The organism is Microbacterium sp. AG238, from assembly GCF_003610405.1.
Classification (GTDB): Bacteria; Actinomycetota; Actinomycetes; order Actinomycetales; family Microbacteriaceae; genus Microbacterium.
The window spans coordinates 1,524,888-1,545,193 of record NZ_RAQC01000001.1; the positions used below are offsets into that span (position 1 = coordinate 1,524,888).

Here is a 20,306-nt window from a genome sequence, read left to right on the forward strand (position 1 = left end):
AAGGAGCCTCGATGACGAGTGCATCTGCCCACCGGGTCTGCTTCTCGTTGCAGATCCGTCTGGACCTGCTCGATGAGTACATCTCCCGGCACACCCCCGTCTGGCCCGAGATGCTGGCGGAGATCGCCGCATCCGGCCGCCGCAACTACTCGCTGTTCCTCGGCGAGGGCGGCCGCCTGATCGGCTACTACGAAGTCGACGACGACGCCGCAGCCCAGGCGTACCTCGCCGCGTCGCCGATCGCGGCGCGCTGGGAAGCCGAGATGGCCCGCTTCTTCGTCGGCCTCGACGGGCGCCCCGACCAGGCGGCCACCCCGCTGACCGAGATCTTCAATCTGCACGACCAACTCGCGGCGACCGGCACCGGCGCCGCCTCACCGACATCCACCCCCACCGACGAAAGCGACGACGCATCGTGAGCACCCTCTCCCCCGACCACCTCGCCCTGCTCGAGCGCCAGGGCATCGAGCTGCCCAGCTGGGCGTTCGGCAACTCCGGCACCCGGTTCCGGGTGTTCCCCACGGCCGGCACCCCGCGCGATCCGTTCGAGAAGATCGCGGATGCCGCCGAGGTCAACCGCGTCACCGGCCTCGCCCCCGCCGTCGCGCTGCACATCCCGTGGGACAAGGTCGACGACTTCGGCGCTCTCCGTCGGCACGCCGAAGACCTCGGCGTCGCCCTCGGCACGATCAACTCGAACACGTTCCAGGACGAGGACTACAAGTTCGGCGCGCTCACCCACGAAGACGACGCGATCCGCCGCAAGGCCATCGATCATCACCTCGAGTGCATCGACGTGATGGATGCCACGGGCTCGCGCGACCTGAAGATCTGGCTGGCCGAGGGGTCGAACTACCCCGGGCAGAACGACATGCGCGCACGCCAGGACCGCCTGGCCGACTCGCTGCAGAAGATCTACGACCGCCTCACGGGCGAGCAGCGCCTCGTGCTGGAGTACAAGTTCTTCGAGCCGTCGTTCTACCACACCGACGTTCCCGACTGGGGGACCAGCTACGTGCAGGTCGCGGCCCTCGGCGAGCGCGCGATGGTCTGCCTCGACACCGGGCATCACGCCCCGGGCACGAACATCGAGTTCATCGTCATGCAGCTGCTGCGCCTCGGCAAGCTCGGCTCGTTCGACTTCAACTCCCGCTTCTACGCCGACGACGACCTCATCGTGGGCGCGGCCGACCCGTTCCAGCTGTTCCGCATCCTCGTCGAGGTGCTGCGCGGCGGCGGCTTCGACAACCCCGACGTGGTCTTCATGCTCGACCAGTGCCACAACATCGAGGCGAAGATCCCCGGGCAGATCCGCTCGGTGCTCAACGTCCAGGAGATGACCGCCCGTGCGCTGCTCATCGACGCCGACGCCCTCGCCGCCGCCCGCACCGCGAACGACGTGCTCGGGGCGCAGGCGGTGTTCATGGACGCGTTCTACACCGACGTCCGCCCGGCCCTGGCCGAGTGGCGCGAGTCGCGGGGACTTCCCGCCGACCCGATGGCCGCGTACGCGGCATCCGGCTACCAGCAGAAGATCGAAGCCGACCGCGTCGGCGGCACCCAGGCGGGATGGGGCGCATGAGCACCACCCGCACCCGCCGCCCGCTGAGCGCCTGGAAGGCGACCATCGCCGTCGCCATGTCGAACTACATCGAGGCCGGCGCCATCATCGCGCTCGCCACGAGCCTCACGCTGTGGCAGGAGGCGTTCGGCTTCGACGACGGCGTCGTCGGGATCGTCGCCGCCCTCTCGGCCAACGCCTTCGGTGCCGCGATCGGTGCCGCGATCGGCGGTCCCCTGTGCGACCGGCTCGGCCGCAAGTTCATCTACACCTACGACCTGATCGTGTTCATGCTCGGGGCCCTGGCCGTGACGTTCGCCCCGAACCTCGCGATCCTCCTCGTCGGCGTCATCCTCATGGGCATCGCCGTCGGCGCGGGCGTTCCGGCGTCGTGGACCTACATCGCCGAGGAGGCTCCGAACGAGCACCGTGCCGCGCACGTGGGCACGGCCCAGCTCGCCTGGTCCATCGGCCCGGCGGTCGGATTCCTGCTCGCCGTGACCGTCGGCCCGCTCGGCCTGCTCGGCTCGCGCCTGATCTTCTTCCACCTGTTCGTCATCGCCGCCGTCACGTGGTGGGTCCGTCGCGGGCTCCCCGAGTCGCGCCGGTGGAAGAGCCAGCGCGAGGCCGCCCTCGTCGCGGGCGAGCGTCCGTCGTTCTTCTCCGGCATCATCGGCCTGCTCAAGGAGCCGAAGAACTGGGGCGCGCTCGCCTTCCTCATCGGCGTCTACGGTCTGTGGAACACCGTCGCCGGCCAGGCCGGCATCTTCCAGCCGCGGGTATACGACGCCGCGGGCCTCCACGATCCGATGCAGCAGAACCTGCTGCAGGTGCTCGTCTGGGGCCTCACGGCCGCGGCGACCTTCTTCGGCTTCATGCGCTTCGGCGACCGCGTGCGCCGCAAGTGGCTGTACCTCGCCGGCGCGGGGCTCGGCGTCGTCGCCTGGGCGGTGCTGATCTACGCCCCGCCCGGACTCTTCTCGCTGCTGTTCTTCGCCGTCGCGTGGGGCGTCTCCGCCGGTGTCGGAGCCCAGGCGTTCTACGGACTGTGGACCGCCGAGCTGTTCGCCACCCGCTACCGCGCGAGCGCCCAGGGCATGCTCTTCATGCTCGCGCGCGTCATGGTCGGCCTCCTGAGCCTGGTCTTCCCCGTCCTGCTGTCGGGTCTCGGACTCGGCGGCCTGGGCGTGATCATCCTCGGTCTGCTCGTCGCGGCGCTGCTGATCGGGACCATCTGGGCTCCGAACACCGAGGGCAAGTCGCTCGAGGACATCGAGCTCGAGCGTTATGGCCGGCACGTCCCGACCCCGGCGGAAGAGTCGGTGTCGCGATGAGCGCCCCGTCGGCCGCCGCGGCCGTGCCCACGTCCGAGGCGGACGGGCTCATCCGCCTCTACCGAGCCGCGGAACCCGATGGCACCGGCCTCGTGTGGATGCACGGGGGCGGCTTCGCGTTCGGCGACCTCGACATGCCGGAAGCGGATGCCGTCGCCCGCGGGCTCGCCGCCGCGGGGACGACCGTCCTCTCCGTCGACTACCGCCTCGCCCCCGTCCCCCCGACCTGGGACGGCGCCGACCAGCAGATCGAGGACCGCACCGGCAACCGCTACCCCGCGGCATCCGACGACGTCCTGCGCGCATGGGACTGGGCGACCTCTCACGCGGATGAGCTCGGCGTCACGCGCCTCGCGGTCGGCGGCGCCAGTGCGGGGGCGAACCTCGCGACGGGTGCGACCCTGCGCCTGCTCGGGGCGGGCGGCATCCTTCCCCGCCTCGTCGTGCTGGCCTACCCCACCCTGCTCGCCGTCCAGCCCGCCCCCGGTCCGGCGCTGCGCGCGGCCCTCGCCGCCCATCCCGAGCACGACCGGTTCGGCACCGACGTCGTCCGCGAGATGTACGAGAACTACCTCGGCGGCTCCGTGATCGGCGCGCCGATCGCCGCGGTGCCGGGCCTCGCGTCGGCCGCCGAGCTGCGCGGCTTCCCGCCCACACTCATGATCAACAGCGAGATCGATGAGCTGAGCGTCTCAGGCGACGTGTTCGCCGCGACGCTGCGGGCCGCGGGCGGCGACGTCGACGTCGTCGTCGAGCCGGGCACGGACCACGGCCACCTCAACCGGCCCGAGCATCCGGGATTCACAGCCTCGATGGCACGCATCGTGCGGCGTTTCGCCGACCTCGCCGCATCCTGACCTCCCCTCCCTACCCCGAAGGAAAACCATGACCTCCGCCGCAGCAGCAGACCTCATCGCGCGCAGCAACCGCCTGGGATCCGACCCCAAGAACACCAACTACGCCGGCGGCAACACCTCCGCCAAGGGCACCGACATCGATCCGGTCACCGGTGAGCCCGTCGAGCTGCTGTGGGTCAAGGGGTCGGGCGGCGACCTCGGCACCCTGACCGAGTCAGGGCTCGCCGTGCTCCGCCTCGACCGGATGCGGGCGCTGGTGAACGTCTACCCCGGCGTCGAGCGCGAGGACGAGATGGTCGCCGCGTTCGACTACTGCCTGCACGGCAAGGGCGGCGCCGCGCCCTCGATCGACACCGCGATGCACGGACTGGTGGATGCCGCGCACGTCGATCACCTGCACCCCGACGCGGGCATCGCGATCGCGACGGCCGCCGACGGCGAGACGCTGACCCCCGCGATCTTCGGCGAGAAGGTCGTGTGGGTGCCGTGGCGGCGCCCGGGCTTCCAGCTCGGCCTCGACATCGCCGAGATCAAGGCGCAGAACCCGCAGGCCATCGGATGCATCCTCGGCGGGCACGGCATCACGGCGTGGGGCGACACCTCGGATGAGGCCGAGGGCAACAGCCTGTGGATCATCGAGACCGCGCAGGCCTACATCGACGAGCACGGCGCGGCCGAGCCCTTCGGCGGCGTGCGCGCCGGGTTCGAGGCGCTGCCCGAGACCGAGCGCCGCGCCCGCGCAGCCGCCCTCGCCCCCACGATCCGCGGCATCGCCTCGACCGACAAGCCCATGGTCGGCCACTACACCGACGCCGACGTCGTGCTCGACTTCCTGGCATCCGAGAAGGCACCCGCTCTCGCTGCTCTGGGCACGAGCTGCCCCGACCACTTCCTACGCACGAAGGTCAAGCCCCTCATCCTCGACGTGCCGGCGACGGCGTCGGCCGAGGAGCAGATCGCCCGTCTGCACGAGCTGCACGCCGCGTACCGCGCCGACTACCAGGCGTACTACGACGCCCACGCCGATGCGGACTCGCCGGCGATCCGCGGCGCCGACCCGCTCATCGTGCTGGTCCCGGGCGTGGGCATGTTCTCGTACGGCGCGAACAAGCAGACCGCGCGGGTCGCGGGTGAGTTCTACGTCAACGCGATCAACGTCATGCGCGGCGCCGAGGCCCTCTCGACCTACGCGCCGATCTCGGACGCCGAGAAGTTCCGCATCGAGTACTGGGCCCTCGAAGAGGCGAAGCTCCAGCGGATGCCCAAGCCCAAGACTCACCAGGGGCGCATCGCGTTCGTCACGGGAGCGGCATCCGGCATCGGCAAGGCCATCGCCACCCGGCTCGCGGCCGAGGGCGCGTGCGTCGTCGTCGCCGACCTCGACCTCGAGAAGGCGCAGGCCGCAGCCGCGGAGCTCGGCGGCACCGACGTCGCGATCGGCGTCGCCGCCAACGTCGCCGACGCCGACGGCGTGCAGGCCGCGATCGACGCGACGCTGCTCGCGTTCGGGGGCATCGACCTCGTCGTCAACAACGCCGGGCTGTCGCTGTCGAAGCCGCTGCTGGAGACCACCGAGAAGGACTGGGACCTGCAGCACGACGTCATGGCGAAGGGCTCGTTCCTCGTGTCCAAGGCTGCGGCCAAGGCGCTCATCGAGCAGAGAATGGGCGGTGACGTCATCTACATCTCCTCGAAGAACTCCGTCTTCGCCGGGCCCAACAACATCGCGTACTCGGCGACGAAGGCCGACCAGGCCCACCAGGTGCGGCTGCTCGCAGTCGAGCTCGGCGAGCACGGCGTGCGGGTCAACGGCATCAACCCCGACGGCGTCGTGCGCGGCTCGGGCATCTTCGCCGCCGGCTGGGGCGCCAACCGCGCCGCGACCTATGGCGTCAAGGAAGAGGACCTCGGCCAGTTCTACGCCAACCGCACGATCCTCAAGCGCGAGGTCGTGCCCGAGAACGTCGCCGACGCCGTCTACGTCCTCACCGGCCCCGAGCTCTCACGCACGACGGGCCTGCACATCCCCGTCGACTCCGGCGTCGCCGCCGCCTTCCTCCGATGAACGCCGGCACCCGAGTGCATGGCTTCGCGCCGAGTGCACGGCACCCCCACGCGCCGATCTCGTGCGCTCGGCACGCGGCCGTGCATTCGGCAGAGAGGTGCCGCGCATGAGCGCACCAGGGAATGTGGTGGCTGTTGACCTCGGGGCCACCAGTGGGCGGGTCATCGTCGGGCACGTGGGGGCCGACACCCTCGAAACGGAGACGGTAGCGCGGTTCGCCAACGAACCGGTGCACGCCGGCGATGGCCTGCACTGGAACCTCGTGGGCATGTACGGCTCGGTGCTGGGAGGGCTGCGCGACGCGTTCCGCACGACCCCCGGCATCGCCTCGATCGGCGTCGACTCGTGGGCCGTCGACTACGGGCTGCTGCGCGGCGGACGCCTGCTGGGCGAACCGTTCCACTACCGCGACGAGCGCACCTCGCGCGGGGTCGAGAGCGTGCACGCACGGTTCCCGCACGCGGAGCTCTTCGAGCGCAACGGCCTGCAGTTCCTGCCGTTCAACACTCTGTACCAGCTCGCCGCCGAGGACCCCGAGCTGCTCGCCTTCGCCGACACCGCGCTGCTCGTGCCCGATCTCGTCGGATACTGGCTCACCGGCGTCGCCCGCGCCGAGCAGACCAACGCCTCGACGACCGGGTTGTTGCGGGTGCTCCAGGCCTCATGGGACGGCGCCCTCGTCTCGGCGCTCGGCATCCCCCGCGGCATCCTCCCCCCGCTCATCGCACCGGGCGATCGGCTGGGACCGCTGCGTACCGACGTCGCCGCGTCGATCGGGGCGCCGACCGGCACGCCCGTGACTGCCGTCGGCTCGCACGACACCGCCTCGGCCGTCGTCGCCGTGCCGATGCAGCCGGATGCCGCGGCCTACATCTCGTGCGGCACGTGGGGCCTCGTGGGTGTGGAGGTCGACCACCTCGTACTCACCCGCGCCGCGCTCGAGGCGAACTTCACGAACGAGGGCGGGGTCGACGGGCGCGTGCGCCTGCTGCACAACGTCATGGGGCTGTGGATCCTGAGCGAGGCCGTGCGGCAGTGGGAGCGTCGCGAAGGCCACCGCATCGATCTGCCGACGCTCCTGGACGCCGCTCGTGAGGCCGACGGCGTCGTCTTCGACGTCAACGACCCGCGGTTCCTCGCGCCCGGCGACATGACCTCGCGCATCGACGCCTGGTGCGCCGAGCACGATCTCGCGGCGCCGCGGACCCGCGCGGAGTACACCCGGTCGATCGTCGAGTCGCTCGCGCAAGCGTTCGCCGATGCCGTCGCCGATGCCGCGCGCCTCGGCCGCGTCGACGTACGCACGATCCACATCGTCGGGGGCGGCGCGCTCAACGAGCTGCTGTGCCAGCGCACGGCTGACCGCGCCGGCATGCCGGTGCTCGCCGGCCCCGTCGAGGCGACGGCGCTCGGCAATGTGCTGGTGCAGGCCCGGGCCGCCGGTTTCGTGGCAGGCTCGCTCGAGGCGCTCCGCGATCTCGTCGCCCGCACGCACGAGCCGCGCCGCTACGAGCCCCGCGCGTAGCCCGTCCCAGGACGTCAGTCCCACCGCCGGCTGGCGATACATTCGTCGGGCCTGCGGTGCTGGAGCACCCTCGAACGGCTGGCGGGACCACACCAGCCACAGCAGTCCGACGACTGTATCGGCACCCCGGCCGAATCCGGTGTCAAGGGGTGCCGCGGGCGGAGCCGGCGAGCGTAACGTCGCGGCCATGAGCAGCCACGACAGCGCGATCCCGTCCGAAGAGCCCACCGGCGACCGTCACCTCGACGACCCCAGCTCCGAGCAGTCGATCACCGACGATGCACCCCGCGGCGGCGATGAGACCACCGAGCAGGAGCTCACGGCCGACAACGCAGCCGAGGAGGACATGCTGAAGACCCTCGACCCGGGTGACCCGCCCGCCTGATCCGCATCCATGAAGCGGCCGGTTCCCGACGGGGCCCGGCCGCTTTCGCGCCGCGCGCACCCCTCTTGTGTCGCCAATTTAGCTAGCTATTCTAGCAATCATGGTAGCTTCGGCACGCCGCCGGTGGGCGGGTCTCGTCTTCATCAGCATCGCGGTGGCGCTCATCATCGTGGACTCCACGATCGTGAACGTCGCCGTCCCCTCGATCGTCGACGACCTCGGCATCACCTCGACCCAGGTGCAGTGGGTGCAAGAGGCGTACACCCTCGTCTTCGCCTCGCTGCTGCTCGTCTTCGGCAGCATCGCCGATCGGGTCGGCCGCCGCCGGATGCTGCTGACAGGCGTCGTCGTCTTCGCGCTGGCCTCGGTCGGCGCGGCCCTCGCTTCGACCGGCGACCTGCTCATCCTCGCCCGCTTCGTGCAAGGCGTCGGCGGAGCGATGATCCTTCCGACCACCCTGTCGCTCCTGAACGCGACGTTCCGCGGCCGCGAACGCGGCATCGCCTTCGCCGTCTGGGGTTCGACGATCGGCGGCATGGCCGCCGTCGGGCCGCTGCTCGGCGGCTGGCTGACGACGACGTTCTCGTGGCACTGGGCCTTCGGCATCAACATCCCCCTCGGCATCCTCATCGTCGTGGGTGTCCTGCTGACGGTCGAGGAATCGCGCGGCGGCGCCGCGGGGATCGACGTCGTCGGGGCGATCCTGTCGGTCATCGCGATGGGCACGCTCGTCTTCGGCCTCATCGAGGGACGAAGCTACGGCTGGTGGACCGTCGACCAGCGCCCCGAGCTGTTCGGCGCGTCGTGGCCGTGGGATCTGTCCCCCGTGCCGGTCGCGTTCGTCATCTCGGCCGTCACGATCGCCGCCTTCGTCGTCTGGGGCGTGCGGCGCCGCCGCGCCGGGAAGCCCACGCTGCTCGCGTTCGGGCTCTTCGGCATCCCGTCGTTCCGCAACGGCAACCTCGCCGCCCTCGTCGTCGCGCTCGGCGAGTTCGGCATCATCCTGGCCCTCCCCCTGTGGCTCCAGTTCGCGCTCGGGTTCGAAGCCGTTCAGACGGGCCTCGTGCTGCTCGCCCTCGCCGCGGGCTCGTTCGTCGCGAGCGGGCTCGCCGGCGCCCTGTCGGGCAAGGTCGCACCCGTGTGGATCGTCCGCGCCGGCCTGGCCGCCGAGATCATCGGCGTCGGCGGGGTCGCCCTCGTCGTCGCCCCCGACGCCACCTGGGGCCCGCTCATCCCGGCGCTGTTCGTCTACGGCATCGGCGTCGGCCTCGCCACCGCGCAGCTGACCGGCGTCGTGCTCGCCGACGTCCCCGTCGCCGAGGGCGGGCAGGCATCCGGCACGCAGTCGACCGCTCGCCAGCTCGGCGCCGCGCTCGGCATCGCGATCCTCGGAACCATCCTGTTCTCGACCACATCGGTCGCCCTCACCGCGAAGCTCGACGACCGCGGCATCCCCGCCGAGCAGCGCGACCACGTGGTCAGCGCCGTCGTCGACAGCGCGGGCGGCGCGATCGCGGGCCTGGCGGCCTCGCCGCAGACCGCCGACATCGCCACCGACGCGAAGGCCGCCCTCTCGGACGGCACCCGCGCCGCGAGCTTCGCCGCGGCGGGGTTCCTCGTGCTGGGCCTCGTGGCTACGACCTCCCTCGGCCGTGGCGCGCGCCGCGAGCAGGTCGAAACGGATGCCGCGGAGGTCAAGCCTCGCGGGTGATCGTCACCGTCACGTGCAGCGCACTCTTGTACGGGCCCGCGAACACCCCGCGCAGCGGCGGGACGTCGTTGTAGTCGCGGCCCCGCCCGACGAGCACGTGCCGGTCGCTGATCTCGACGTTGTTGGTCGGGTCGAAGCCCTGCCAGTCGCCCGCGAACCACTCGATCCAGGCGTGCGACTCGCCCGTCACCGCGACGCCGACCTGGGCGTCGGGGTCGGGATGCAGGTAGCCCGAGACGTAACGCGCCGGGATGCCGACGCTGCGCAGTGCGCCGAGGGTGATGTGCGCGATGTCCTGGCAGACGCCCTTGCGCTCGGGCCACGACTCCGCGGCGGTGGAGTGCACCCCCGTGACGCCGGGCATGTACTCGACGGCATCCCCGATCGCGATCGCGATGGCGTGCGCGGCCGGGCCGGGCTCGTCGTGCGACGCCGCGATCTCGCGGGCGAGCTTGACGACCTCCGGGTGCGGCGCCGTGCGGGCCGTCTGCCCGAGCTGCTCGACGGTGTGGATCGAGCGCGCGGTCTCGTCGGCGAGGTCCTCCCACGAGATCTGCCGGTGCTCGATCGGGCGGGGCCGCACCTCGACGAGCGAGCGGGCCGTGATCGCGAGTGAACGGTGCGCGGCGAGCACGTCGAACGCGGCGACGCGGGTGCCGAAGTAGTCGACGTAGTGGTTGACGGCGGTCGTGGGATCGATGTCGAGCTGCGAGCTCAGCACGAACTGACTATCGGTCGAGCTCGGCAGCATCCGCGCCTCGTTGTAGGAGGCGGCGACGTCGCCGGGGTAGGTGAACCCGGTCGTGTGCTCGATGCGCAGACGCTTCACGAGGTCTCTCCGATCCAGTTCGGCTCCGCGGCGGTGGGGAAGAAGCGACTGCGGATCGCCTCGGAGGCCTCACGGGTCACCTTCTGCACGTTGTCCATGTGCTCGGGCAGCTCCGAGAGGATCTCGCCCAACGGCCGGTACTCGAGATCGTTGCGGATGCGGCCGAGCGCGCGCAGCACGGCGTTGGAGTGCCCCACGCGGTCGGCGACGGGGTCGATCGCGCTCATGCACTCCTCCGCCCGCTGGATCGAGTGGATGATCGAGCGCGGGAAGAGACGATCGAGCAGCAGGAACTCCGCCGCGTTGCGCGCGCTCGGCATGCCGCGGTAGGTGCGCAGGTATGCCTCGTACGCGCCGCAGGAGCGGAGGATCGTCGTCCACGACGGCCCGGACTCCTCGGTCAGCGACCGGGTCGCGAGCAGCCGAGCCGTCATATCGGTGCGCTCGATCGAGCGCCCCAGTGTGAAGAACTGCCAGGCCTCGTCGCGGCTCGTCGACGAGTCGGTGACGCCCACGGCGAGCGCCGCGCGCTCACGCACCCAGTGGAAGAACTCGTGCACCTTCTCGGCGTTCAGGCGCCGCGGCATCCGCGAATAGGTGGTGTTGAGGGTCTCCCACAGCTCGGTCGAGACGATCTCGCGCGCGCGGCGGGCGTTCTCTCGCGCCGATTGCAGCGAGTACGCGATGCTCGACGAATTGGTGCGGTCGACGGCGAGCCGGGTCAGCACGTCCTGGCGGGTCACGGTGTCGAGCCCCTCGGGCGGGAACGAGCCCATGACCGACAGGAGCGACCGACAGGCGGTGTCCTCGTCGATCCACGGGTCTTCCAGCAGCAGCTGCAGGTGCACGTCGAGGATGCGGGCGGTGCCGTCGCTCCGCTCGATGTAGCGTCCGATCCAGAACAGGCTCTCGGCGATGCGGCTCAGCACGTCGATCCCCCGGTCTGCTGCTGCTGTTCCTGCTGCTCGCTCAGGCCGCCGGGGTGGTCCTGCGGCGAGTGGGCGGGCTCGTCCTGCTCGTCGTAGATGATCGGGATCGCCTGGGTCGAGGCCTGATCGGCGACGAGCCCGGCGAGGTTCCCCTGGCTGTACTCGGCCGTGCGGGGCGCGTCGCCACCGACGACCCACGTGTCCTTCGAGCCGCCGCCCTGGCTGGAGTTGACGACGAGCTGGCCCTCCGGCAGCGCGACGCGGGTCAGCCCGCCCGGCAGCACCCACACCTCCTCGCCGTTGTTGACGGCGAAGGGTCGCAGGTCGGCGTGACGGGGGCGCATGCCGTCCTCGACGAGCGTGGGGATCGTCGAGAGCATGACGACCGGCTGGGCGATCCAGCCGCGCGGATCGGCGAGGAGCTTCTTGCGGAGCTTGTCGAGCTCGGCCGCAGAGGCGTCGGGGCCGACGACGAGCCCCTTGCCGCCCGAGCCGTCGACGGGTTTCACGACGAGCTCGTCGAGGCGGTCGAGCACCTCTTCGAGCGCGCCCGGATCTTCGAGCCGCCACGTGTCGACGTTCTTGAGGATCGGCTCCTCCGCGAGGTAGTAGCGGATGAGGTCGGGCACATAGGTGTAGAGCAGCTTGTCGTCGGCGACGCCGTTGCCCACGGCGTTCGCGATCGTGACGTTGCCCAGGCGCGCCGCGAGCATGAGCCCCGGAGCGCCCAGCATCGAGTCGGCGCGGAACTGCAGCGGATCGAGGAAGTCGTCGTCGACCCGGCGGTAGATCACGTCGACGCGCTGCGGACCTCGCGTGGTGCGCATGAACACCTTGCCGCCCGAGCAGACCAAGTCGCGGCCCTCGACCAGCTCGACGCCCATGAGGCGCGCGAGCAGCGTGTGCTCGAAGTACGCGGAGTTGTAGACGCCGGGGGTCAGCACGACGACGTTGGGGTCGTCGACTCCGGGCGGGGCCGAGGCGCGCAGCGCCTGCAGGAGCTTGTTCGGATAGTCGCCCACGGGCCGCACGCGCATCGAGACGAACAGCTCGGGCAGGGTCTGCGCCATCACCCGGCGGTTCGAGATGACGTAGCTGACACCCGAGGGCACACGCACGTTGTCTTCGAGCACGCGCATCTCGCCGTGCTCGTCGCGGATGAGGTCGATGCCCGAGACCTGGATGCGCACGCCGTTGGCGGAGCGGATGCCGGCGGCCTGGCGGTAGTAGTACTGCGACGAGGCGATGAGCTTCGCGGGCAGCACGCCGTCGCGGACGCAGAACTGGTGCCCGTACGCGTCGTCGAGGAACGCCTCCAGCGCGCGCACGCGCTGCTTCACGCCCGACTCGACATGCGACCATTCGTCGTAGTCGATCACCCGGGGCACGGCATCCAACGGGAACGGGCGCTCCTCGCCCGCGAAGTCGAAGGTGACGCCCTGCGCGAGGTACGAGCTCGCGAGCGACTCGGTGCGTCCGCGAAGCTCTTCCTGCGTCATCTGCGCGAGCGCCTGGTACAGCTCGCGGTACGCGGCGCGCGAGCTTCCGGGAGCCGGCATGGTGCCCGAGACCTCGAACATCTCGTCGTACGGCGGCACCCCCGACACGGTCTTGCGCGGCGTCAGCGTCGAGCCGTATCCGTCGAAGAGGTCACCCATGGATGCGAGCCTAATCCGGGCCGTGTTGCGTCAGTATTTCCGCCCCCGTTTCGCCCGCCGTGTTGACATCCGGCGCGGCGACGACGGCGATACATCCGTCGGACCGGTGGTGCCGGTGTCGTCCCGCCTGCGGCGGGAGCAGACACCAGCACCACCGGTCCTGCAGCTGTATCGCGGTGGGGCGTCAGCCGCGCACGGCGAGCTCGTAGACGCGGGCGATCTTGGCCTCGGTGGTCGAGGCGGAGGGGTTGGTGACCACGAGGCGCACCGCCTCGACCCCGTCGACCCCGATCGCGACCTCGCGCGCGGCCTGCGTGTTGCCGGTGACGGCGGCGACCTGCTGCCATCCCGCCGAGGTGCGCACCTCGACCGTGAAGTCGACGAGCACGACGCCGGTTCCGGTCCCGCCGCCGAACCCGCTGTAGACCCCGAGCGAACTGACCCGCTGCGGCGCGGCCAGCTCGATCGTCGCCGTCGGCGTCGCGTCTCCGACGGCCGAGAGCCAGCGGCCCGCATCGGTGCAGTCGCCGTCGACGAGGCGCGAGCCCGGGTAGGCGGCCGAGTACGTCGACGACACCGTGACCGTGGCCCCGAGACCGTCGTGCGAGGCGCACGGAGAGACGTTGGGCAGGCCGCCGAGCCAGTCCTTCACGAACTGCCCCTGGTGCTCGCCACCGAGGATGTTCCAGTCGTAGTCGAACATCTGCGGCTTCCAGAAATTGTCGAGGATCCACGCCTGCCACCCGATCCACGGACGGGCGTCGAGGTACGTGCGGAACGGCACGCCCCAGTTGGTGGTCGTGCCCGCGGTGATGCTGTCGGAGAACTCCCCCGGCGGGTTCCACCCGAACTCCGTGACGACGACGGGGATCTGCTGCGCGGCGTTGCCGAACTTGCTGTCGAGCAGCGCCGTCGTCGGCGCCCCCTGGTTGGGGTAGATGTGGAAGACGTACGCGATGTTGCCGCCCGCGATGGGGTCGCTCACGGCACCGTTGACGAACGTGCTCCACTGCGGCGAGCCCATCAGCAGGAGAGTGTCGGGCGCGGTCTCCCGAATGCCGTCGACGACCGGCTGGATGTAGGCCTTCCACGTCGACCAGCTCGCGGGGTTGATGGGCTCGTTGAAGACCTCGAACACGACGTTGGTCACGTCGCCGTACTGCGGCGCGATGTAGTCCCAGAAGCGCTCGACCGTCGAGCGCGGCACGGCGCCCGCCCCGTCGCCGTAGTCGCGGACGAGGTGCAGGTCGATGATGAGGTAGATGCCGAGATCGACGGCCTGCTGGACGTACGGCGCGATGTACTCGGCGTCGTAGGCGGCGAGGTCGGTAGTTGCGGAGACCTCGGTGACGGGCAGGCGCACGACCTTCGATCCCCAGGCCGCCGCGAGATCGATCATCTCGGAGGTCGGCCGCGAGTCGCAGTAGTCGCAGAGGTCGTTCTGCTCGGGGGCGAGCACCGACACCCCGCGCAGGGCGACGTCGGCTCCGGTGGCGTCGACGACGCGGTTCCCCTGCGTCGACAGGGCGGGGAGAGAGCCGTCGGCGACGGCTGCGGTGGGCGCGACCCACGCGAGGCCGGCGATGAGGGCGACCGCCGAGACGACGGCGCCGAGGCGTCGCCGCAGCCGGCCGCGCCGGCCTGAGGCGGAGTGGGGCGGGTGGGAGAGAGGGGGCATGGATCCGTCCTTCCTGACACGTGCGCCGGCCTCGTCGCCGACGCACGGTCCCGACGCGTCAGCGCGACGGGACGATTTCGTGGGCTCGTTCCCGCGGCTTCCAGTGGTGCGTGCGCACCTCTTCCGGCCAGCGCAGCGTGATCCCGAGACGGTCCGTCAGCACCCGGCGCAGGTCGTCGAGCAGCCGCGGCTGGGCCCGGACCGCGCGCGGGGGAACCCGTTCGGCGAGCGCGACGGCAGCGAGCGCGGCGACGGCCTCGCCGATGCTCCATTCGACCGGATGCAGGCGGTAGCAGCCGTTGGTGATGTGGGTCGAGCCGATGTTCTTCGCGGCCGGCAGCAGGTTGTCGACGCGCACCGGCAGCAGTGCCCCCAGCGGGATCTGGAACGGGTACGACTCGATGTCGACGTAGGTGCGCCCGGCCGTCGAGGGATGCAGGTCGATGCGGTAATGCCCGAGCCCGACGCTGTCGTCGAACACGGCGCTGCCCGCCCCCGCGCCGCGGGCCTGCACGCCGACGTGCTGCTCGAGCACGCGGAACTCGGTCACCGCGCGTCGCGCCTCGCGGATGTAGACGCGGTCGGCGTACCCGTCGGCGGTGCCGGTGACGTCTCCGCGCAGGCGGAGCCCCGGGTAGCCCGTGCCGCCGTCGTGCCGCGGCGCCTCGGTCTGCATCCAGTACAGGAACGACTCCGACAGCTCGCGACTGGCTGCGCGTGCCCGGTCGGCCGCGGCGGCGTCGACGCCGAGGAGCGGTGCCTCCCAGTAGTCGATCTGCGGCCAGTTGACGAGTGTCACGTCGGAGATCCCACCGGTGAAGTTGTCGGCGGCGAGGACGCGCCGGTACCGCCACAGGTCGAACGGCACGTCGGGGGTGTCGACCTCTTGGAAGAGCGGCCGGGTGCGCTCGTGCAGCCCGATCGGCTCGATGTCGGTCCACGACAGCTGCGGGCCGGGCCAGAACGAGTCGACGTGCGTGCTCCAGTGCTCGTAGCGTGCGGGACGGTCGCCGACGTGATCCTCGCCCTCGCGGTGCTCGAGCGCGAAGCACCATGAGACCGCCTGCTGGTCCATCGGATCGGCGACGGCCGGAGCGTGCAGCTCGCCGGTGTCGTCGACGCCCTCGGCCCCGATGACGTGCTCGACGCGTGCGAGCTCGAGCAGGTCGCCGAGTTCCGTGGCATCCACCACGATCGGCGCCTCGAGCACCGTCTCCTCCCCCGTCCGGCTGCGGACGACCACGCCCTCGACCCGGTCGCGCACGACGTCGACGGCGACGGGCTCGTGGTCGCGGAGGATCCGCAGCCGGCCGGTCGCGAGCCACGGGGCGAGCATCTCGTCGATGACCGCGTCGGCGACGCGCGGCTCGTGGCAGAGCCGGCTGACGATGCCACGCCCCGGGTTGAGGATCGGCTCGGCGGCGGCTTCCGCCGTGACGGGGTAGTTGCGGCGGTAGTAGTCGCGGACTCGGCGGCGGAACTCGGCGTAGCTCGGCGATGTCGTCGGCTGCTCGATCCAGGCGTGCTCGTCGGGCGGCACCGCCTGCGAGGTCAGCTGCCCGCCGAGCCTGCCCGACTCCTCTGTCAGCACGACACGCAGGCCCAGGCGGGTCGCGGTGATGGCCGCGGCTACGCCGCCGACGCCGCCTCCGATGATCAGCAGGTCGATCGGCTCGGTCATCCTCGGTCCTTTCTGACCTGTGCGACGGTGCCGCCGGCGGCCACCTCGCACGCGACGAACGTGCTCTCGCGGGCGGCATCCGGGTCGTCCACCATCTCGATCAGGCGGTCGACGGCGATGCGGCCGATCTCCTGGCGCGGGATGCGGAGGTCGTCCCACCGCACGTCCCCGGCGCTCGTGTCTTCGAGGACGGCGACCGAGACCTCGCCCGGGATGTCGACCCCGCGCTCGATCAGCCGGTTGCGCAGCTCGCCCGCCACCCGCTCGCTCTCGGCGACGGCGGCGGTGCAGCGTCCGTCCACGAGCGCGGCGACGACTTCGTCGGGCACGCCCGCCCGGCCTTCGCGGTACCCGGGCGACGGGTCCGCGATGCCGAGACGCGTCACCGCCTCGGCATAGCCGGCGCGGCGGTCCTCGTACGGTTCGACGTCCATCGAGTCGCGCAGGTACGCGAGGGTGCGATGGCCGAGGGCGTGCAGGCGTTCGACGATCCCGGAGGCCGCCGCACGGTAGTCGGGGATGATGCACGGGATGTCGGCGCCGGGGACGTCGCGGCGACCGATGTGGATGAAGGGGTACCCCTCGCGCCAGAGCTTGGCGAGCTCGTCGCGGTCGGGCGAGACGCCCAGCAGCACGCTGCCGTCGGCGATGCGCAGCCGGTTCGTCTCGTCGCGGTAGATCCGCCGCCCGCCGGCGCCGTCACCGGTGGAGCTGAACAGCACGAGATCGTGCCCCGTCTCTTCGGCGCGCTGCTCGATGCCGAGCAGGAACTCGACGTAGAAGCCCTCGCGGGCGTTGGGGAAGAGCGGCTCGAACGTGTGGACCCCCAGCAACTGCGTGCGGGAGCCCCGGAGGTTGCGGGCGACAGGGTTGGGGACGTAGCCGAGCTCGGCGATCGCCTCGTGGATGCGCTGCCGCGTCTCGTCGGGGATACGCGCGGCATCTCCGCTGATCACGCGTGACACCGCCGACTGCGACACCCCGGCGAGTCGGGCCACGTCGGACTGGCGGATCGAGCGCGGGCGGGTGCTGGGCGTGGTCACAGGACCTCCTCGGTCAGGGTGCGGGAGACGAGCTGCGTCATCGATGATCCGGCGAGCTCGTGCCCGCGACCGACGTCGTGCAGCCAGCAGTCTGCGCCATGGTCGGGCCCGACGGTGATCCGGGGCGGACGCGTCGTGCGGCACTGCTCCATCGCGAACGGGCATCGCGGGTGGAAGCGGCATCCGCTGGGCGGGTCGATGAGGCTCGGTGGCTCGCCCAGGTCGTCGGCCGATCCGAAGACGGCGTCGCGATCGCGGTCGGGGTCGCCCTGCGGGTCGGGCGACGACTCGATGAGCAGCTTCGTGTACGGATGCTGCGGATCGGCGATCACCGCCTCTTTCGGGCCCATCTCGACGATGCGTCCCGCGTACATCACCACGATGTCGTCGCAGAGGTAACGCGCGCTCGCGATGTCGTGGGTGATGTAGAGCAGTGCGAGACCGTCTTCGCGGCGGAGGCGGTCGAGCAGGTTCAGCATCTCGAGCCGGATCGAGACGTCGAGCATCGAGATCGGCTCGTCGCCGAGCAGGACCCGCGGCTCGACAGCGAGGGCTCGGGCGATCACCACGCGCTGGCGCTGGCCGCCCGACAGCTCGTGCGGGAACTTCTCGAGGTAGTCGTCGGCGGGCGTGAGTGCGACGCGTTCCAGCAGTTCCCGCGCCCGGCCGAGCCGCTCGGCGCGGGAGAGCCCGCGGTGATGCAGCCGGATCGCCCGGTCGATGTTGTGCCGCACGCGGTGCAGCGGGTTGAGCGACCCGAAGGGGTCTTGGAAGATCAGCTGGACGGCCTTGCGGTAGGCGAGCTCGGCCTGACCGGTCGGGCGGTCGACGGGGCGGCCCTCGAGACGGATGGTGCCCGAGGTGGGCTCGTAGAAGCGCGCGAGCAGCCGCGCGAGCGTCGTCTTGCCGCTGCCGCTCTCGCCGACCACGGCTGTGACGCGTCCCGGGACGAGCCGCAGGGTGATGTCCTCCACCGCGTGCACGGTCGCCTTCGCGCCGAGCCCCGAGGTGACGGTGAAGTGCTTCGTGACGCCGACGGCCTCGAGCACAGGTGAAGTCGTGGGCTCGGTCGTGGTGGATTCGGTCATGACCCGACCTCCTCGGGTTCGCGCAGATGGCAGGCGACGGATCGCTCGCCGTGCGGGGTGAGCAGCGGCAACTCGGACCGGCAGCGGTCGAACGCGTGGGCGCAGCGCGGCGCGAACGGGCAGCCGGCGGGCAGCAGACGCAGGTCGGGGGGCGTTCCCGGAATGCCCTCGAGACGCTCGATCGGGGCGTGCAACGGCGGGAAGGAGTCGCGGAGCCCCTGCGTGTACGGATGCAGCGGCGAGCGATAGATCTCGCGCGACGCGGCGAGCTCGACGATGCGGCCCGCGTACATGACGGCGATGCGGTCGGCGAGCTCGAGCAGCAGCGACAGGTCGTGCGTCACGAACACGACGGCGAATCCGAGCTCGCGGCGCAGCCGCAGAACCTGGGCGAGAATCTGGCGCTGCATCACGACGTCGACCGCCGTCGTCGGCTCGTCCATCACCACGAGCTCGGGCCGGCAGGCGAGGGCCAGCGCGATGGTCGCGCGCTGCCGCATCCCGCCCGACAGCTCGTGCGGGAAGCTCCGCGCACGGTCGGCCGAGATTCCGACGAGCCCGAGCAGCCGACGCGCCTCGTCCCAGGCCGCGGCCCGGCTCATCGAGCGGTCGTGCGTGCGCAGCACGTCGACGAACTGCTCTCCGACGCGGGTGACGGGGTTGAGGGCATCCATCGCGCTCTGCAGCACGATGGACATCCGCGTCCAGCGCAGTCCCCGCAGCCGCCGCGGGGTGAGCTGCACGAGATCGATCCCGGCCCCGCCCTCGCGGGGGTGGTAGACCACGCTCCCCGCCGTCGTGACGGCCGGGGGCCGCTGCAGCCGGGTGAGCGCGGTGATGAGCGTCGACTTGCCCGACCCCGACTCGCCCACGACCCCGAGGATCTCGCCCCGGTGCAGATCGAAGGTGACGTCGGCGCACGCACGCACGGCGCCCGTGGCACCGGCGTACTCGACCGTGAGCCCCCGCACTTCGAGCAGGACATCCGAGCCCGCTGCATCCGAGGGCGCATCCGGTCGTCTCTCCTGGATCATCGTCATGTCATGCCCTCTCTGCGCCGGTCGTCTCGAGCACGGCGGCCTCACGGCGCACCGAGGCGGTGCGCTTGGCGACCCGCCGGCTCGCCGCCCGGAGCTTGGGGTTGGCGAGCTCGTCGACGCCGAAGTTGATGAGCGCGGCCGCCGTGCCCACGAGGGCGATGCACAGGCCCGGCGGCACGAACCACCACCACAGCCCGCGCAGCACCGCGCTCTGCTGCTGCGCGGCCTGGATCATCGTGCCCCAGCTGATCGCCGACGAATCGGAGACCCCGAGGAAGGCGAGCCCGGCCTCGGCCATGACCGCGCCGATGAGGCCGCCGAGGAACATCGACGCGATCCAGCCGTAGAGGTGCGGCAGCACCTCGACGAAGATGAGGCGGCGGTGCGGCTCGCCCAGCATCCGCATGGCCTGCACGAAGTCACGGTTGCGCACGCTCATCGCCTGCGCGCGGAGCGTGCGCGCGCCTCCCGCCCAACCGAACACCCCGATGATGATGGCGATCATGACCAGGCCCGTTCCCTGCAGGTAGCCGGCGACGACGAAGATCAACGGCAGCACCGGCATGACGAGGAAGATGTTGGTGAGGAAGTTCAGCAGGTTGCCCGTCGTGCCGCCGAAGTAGCCCGCGGGCACCCCCACGACGATCGCGATCGCGGTGCCGATGGCGGCACCGAGGAACCCCACGAACATCGAGCCTCGGGCGCCCTCGATGACCTGGGCGAGCACGTCCTGCCCGAACTGGGTCGTGCCGAGCGGATGCGCGGCGCTCGGGGGCGCGGCGATCGCCGAGATGTCGTTGGCGCGGGCGTCGAGGCCGAGCGCCGACAGCAGCACGGGGCCGAGCAGGGCGAGCAGCACGAAGAACGCCAGCACGACGACTCCGAAGAGGACCTTGCCGTTGCGGAGCAGGGAGGCGCGCAT

The 20,306-nt window shown here is 71.1% G+C and carries 17 protein-coding genes; 8 read left to right on the forward strand and 9 right to left on the reverse strand.

Going from position 1 to position 20,306, the window contains the following annotated elements:
* Nucleotides 1–11: 11 nt before the first annotated feature.
* From DEU36_RS07145 to DEU36_RS07180, 8 genes are all read left to right on the forward strand, one after another.
* Nucleotides 12–419, forward strand: a complete 408-nt coding sequence (locus DEU36_RS07145) for an L-rhamnose mutarotase (RefSeq protein ID WP_120263543.1) — start codon at nucleotides 12–14, stop codon at nucleotides 417–419.
* Nucleotides 416–1,582, forward strand: coding sequence for an L-rhamnose isomerase (gene rhaI / locus DEU36_RS07150; protein ID WP_120263544.1), 1,167 nt, complete (start codon nucleotides 416–418; stop codon nucleotides 1,580–1,582). Before DEU36_RS07145 ends, rhaI begins: the two co-directional genes overlap by 4 nt.
* On the forward strand, nucleotides 1,579–2,895 hold the full coding sequence (locus DEU36_RS07155; RefSeq protein ID WP_220700901.1) for an MFS transporter: 1,317 nt from the start codon (nucleotides 1,579–1,581) through the stop codon (nucleotides 2,893–2,895). The genes rhaI and DEU36_RS07155 overlap by 4 nt, the downstream gene beginning before the upstream one ends.
* Nucleotides 2,892–3,752 (forward strand): alpha/beta hydrolase fold domain-containing protein, encoded by an 861-nt coding sequence (locus tag DEU36_RS07160; protein ID WP_120263545.1) that lies wholly within the window; start codon nucleotides 2,892–2,894, stop codon nucleotides 3,750–3,752. The genes DEU36_RS07155 and DEU36_RS07160 overlap by 4 nt, the downstream gene beginning before the upstream one ends.
* Nucleotides 3,753–3,780: 28 nt before the next feature.
* The gene (locus DEU36_RS07165; protein WP_120263546.1) at nucleotides 3,781–5,817 is read left to right on the forward strand and encodes a bifunctional aldolase/short-chain dehydrogenase; all 2,037 of its coding nucleotides are present in this window, start codon (nucleotides 3,781–3,783) and stop codon (nucleotides 5,815–5,817) included.
* Between the two features lie 106 nt (nucleotides 5,818–5,923).
* Complete coding sequence (locus DEU36_RS07170) at nucleotides 5,924–7,342, forward strand: rhamnulokinase family protein (protein WP_120264419.1); 1,419 nt, start codon at nucleotides 5,924–5,926, stop codon at nucleotides 7,340–7,342.
* Between the two features lie 187 nt (nucleotides 7,343–7,529).
* Nucleotides 7,530–7,727 carry a hypothetical protein gene (locus DEU36_RS07175; protein WP_120263547.1) on the forward strand — a complete coding sequence of 66 codons (198 nt, stop codon included), beginning with the start codon at nucleotides 7,530–7,532 and terminating at the stop codon, nucleotides 7,725–7,727.
* Nucleotides 7,728–7,827: 100 nt separating this feature from the next.
* Nucleotides 7,828–9,438: a DHA2 family efflux MFS transporter permease subunit gene (locus DEU36_RS07180; RefSeq protein ID WP_120263548.1), complete on the forward strand. Its 1,611-nt coding sequence runs from the start codon at nucleotides 7,828–7,830 to the stop codon at nucleotides 9,436–9,438.
* Here the strand turns inward: DEU36_RS07180 and DEU36_RS07185 are convergent.
* From DEU36_RS07185 to DEU36_RS07225, 9 genes are all read right to left on the reverse strand, one after another.
* Nucleotides 9,422–10,267 (reverse strand): transglutaminase family protein, encoded by an 846-nt coding sequence (locus DEU36_RS07185; protein WP_120263549.1) that lies wholly within the window; start codon nucleotides 10,265–10,267, stop codon nucleotides 9,422–9,424. The two genes, DEU36_RS07180 and DEU36_RS07185, sit on opposite strands and share 17 nt — an antisense overlap.
* Nucleotides 10,264–11,196, reverse strand: a complete 933-nt coding sequence (locus DEU36_RS07190) for an alpha-E domain-containing protein (RefSeq protein ID WP_120263550.1) — start codon at nucleotides 11,194–11,196, stop codon at nucleotides 10,264–10,266. The genes DEU36_RS07185 and DEU36_RS07190 overlap by 4 nt, the downstream gene beginning before the upstream one ends.
* Complete coding sequence (locus DEU36_RS07195; protein ID WP_120263551.1) at nucleotides 11,190–12,854, reverse strand: circularly permuted type 2 ATP-grasp protein; 1,665 nt, start codon at nucleotides 12,852–12,854, stop codon at nucleotides 11,190–11,192. The genes DEU36_RS07190 and DEU36_RS07195 overlap by 7 nt, the downstream gene beginning before the upstream one ends.
* A 184-nt stretch (nucleotides 12,855–13,038) precedes the next feature.
* Nucleotides 13,039–14,532: a cellulase family glycosylhydrolase gene (locus DEU36_RS07200; protein WP_120263552.1), complete on the reverse strand. Its 1,494-nt coding sequence runs from the start codon at nucleotides 14,530–14,532 to the stop codon at nucleotides 13,039–13,041.
* Between the two features lie 58 nt (nucleotides 14,533–14,590).
* Entirely contained in the window at nucleotides 14,591–16,213 is a 1,623-nt protein-coding gene (locus tag DEU36_RS07205) for an FAD-dependent oxidoreductase (protein ID WP_120263553.1), read from the reverse strand.
* On the reverse strand, nucleotides 16,210–17,256 hold the full coding sequence (locus tag DEU36_RS07210) for a LacI family DNA-binding transcriptional regulator (RefSeq protein ID WP_259455263.1): 1,047 nt from the start codon (nucleotides 17,254–17,256) through the stop codon (nucleotides 16,210–16,212). Before DEU36_RS07210 ends, DEU36_RS07205 begins: the two co-directional genes overlap by 4 nt.
* On the reverse strand, nucleotides 17,253–18,344 hold the full coding sequence (locus DEU36_RS07215; RefSeq protein ID WP_120263554.1) for an ABC transporter ATP-binding protein: 1,092 nt from the start codon (nucleotides 18,342–18,344) through the stop codon (nucleotides 17,253–17,255). The genes DEU36_RS07210 and DEU36_RS07215 overlap by 4 nt, the downstream gene beginning before the upstream one ends.
* Nucleotides 18,341–19,384 carry an ABC transporter ATP-binding protein gene (locus DEU36_RS07220; protein ID WP_120263555.1) on the reverse strand — a complete coding sequence of 348 codons (1,044 nt, stop codon included), beginning with the start codon at nucleotides 19,382–19,384 and terminating at the stop codon, nucleotides 18,341–18,343. The genes DEU36_RS07215 and DEU36_RS07220 overlap by 4 nt, the downstream gene beginning before the upstream one ends.
* Nucleotide 19,385: 1 nt before the next feature.
* Entirely contained in the window at nucleotides 19,386–20,306 is a 921-nt protein-coding gene (locus DEU36_RS07225; protein ID WP_023952618.1) for an ABC transporter permease, read from the reverse strand.

What these genes read in the sequence shown, in the direction of transcription:
- DEU36_RS07175 (WP_120263547.1), top strand. Translation starts at nt 7,530, where the DNA reads ATGAGCAGCCACGACAGCGCGATCCCGTCCGAAGAGCCCACCGGCGAC.
- DEU36_RS07170 (WP_120264419.1), top strand. Translation starts at nt 5,924, where the DNA reads ATGAGCGCACCAGGGAATGTGGTGGCTGTTGACCTCGGGGCCACCAGT.
- DEU36_RS07215 (WP_120263554.1), bottom strand. Translation starts at nt 18,344, where the DNA reads ATGACCGAATCCACCACGACCGAGCCCACGACTTCACCTGTGCTCGAG.
- DEU36_RS07195 (WP_120263551.1), bottom strand. Translation starts at nt 12,854, where the DNA reads ATGGGTGACCTCTTCGACGGATACGGCTCGACGCTGACGCCGCGCAAG.
- DEU36_RS07145 (WP_120263543.1), top strand. Translation starts at nt 12, where the DNA reads ATGACGAGTGCATCTGCCCACCGGGTCTGCTTCTCGTTGCAGATCCGT.
- DEU36_RS07165 (WP_120263546.1), top strand. Translation starts at nt 3,781, where the DNA reads ATGACCTCCGCCGCAGCAGCAGACCTCATCGCGCGCAGCAACCGCCTG.
- DEU36_RS07200 (WP_120263552.1), bottom strand. Translation starts at nt 14,532, where the DNA reads ATGCCCCCTCTCTCCCACCCGCCCCACTCCGCCTCAGGCCGGCGCGGC.
- DEU36_RS07220 (WP_120263555.1), bottom strand. Translation starts at nt 19,384, where the DNA reads ATGACGATGATCCAGGAGAGACGACCGGATGCGCCCTCGGATGCAGCG.
- DEU36_RS07180 (WP_120263548.1), top strand. Translation starts at nt 7,828, where the DNA reads ATGGTAGCTTCGGCACGCCGCCGGTGGGCGGGTCTCGTCTTCATCAGC.
- DEU36_RS07205 (WP_120263553.1), bottom strand. Translation starts at nt 16,213, where the DNA reads ATGACCGAGCCGATCGACCTGCTGATCATCGGAGGCGGCGTCGGCGGC.
- DEU36_RS07160 (WP_120263545.1), top strand. Translation starts at nt 2,892, where the DNA reads ATGAGCGCCCCGTCGGCCGCCGCGGCCGTGCCCACGTCCGAGGCGGAC.
- DEU36_RS07155 (WP_220700901.1), top strand. Translation starts at nt 1,579, where the DNA reads ATGAGCACCACCCGCACCCGCCGCCCGCTGAGCGCCTGGAAGGCGACC.
- DEU36_RS07225 (WP_023952618.1), bottom strand. Translation starts at nt 20,306, where the DNA reads ATGCGCGCCTCCCTGCTCCGCAACGGCAAGGTCCTCTTCGGAGTCGTC.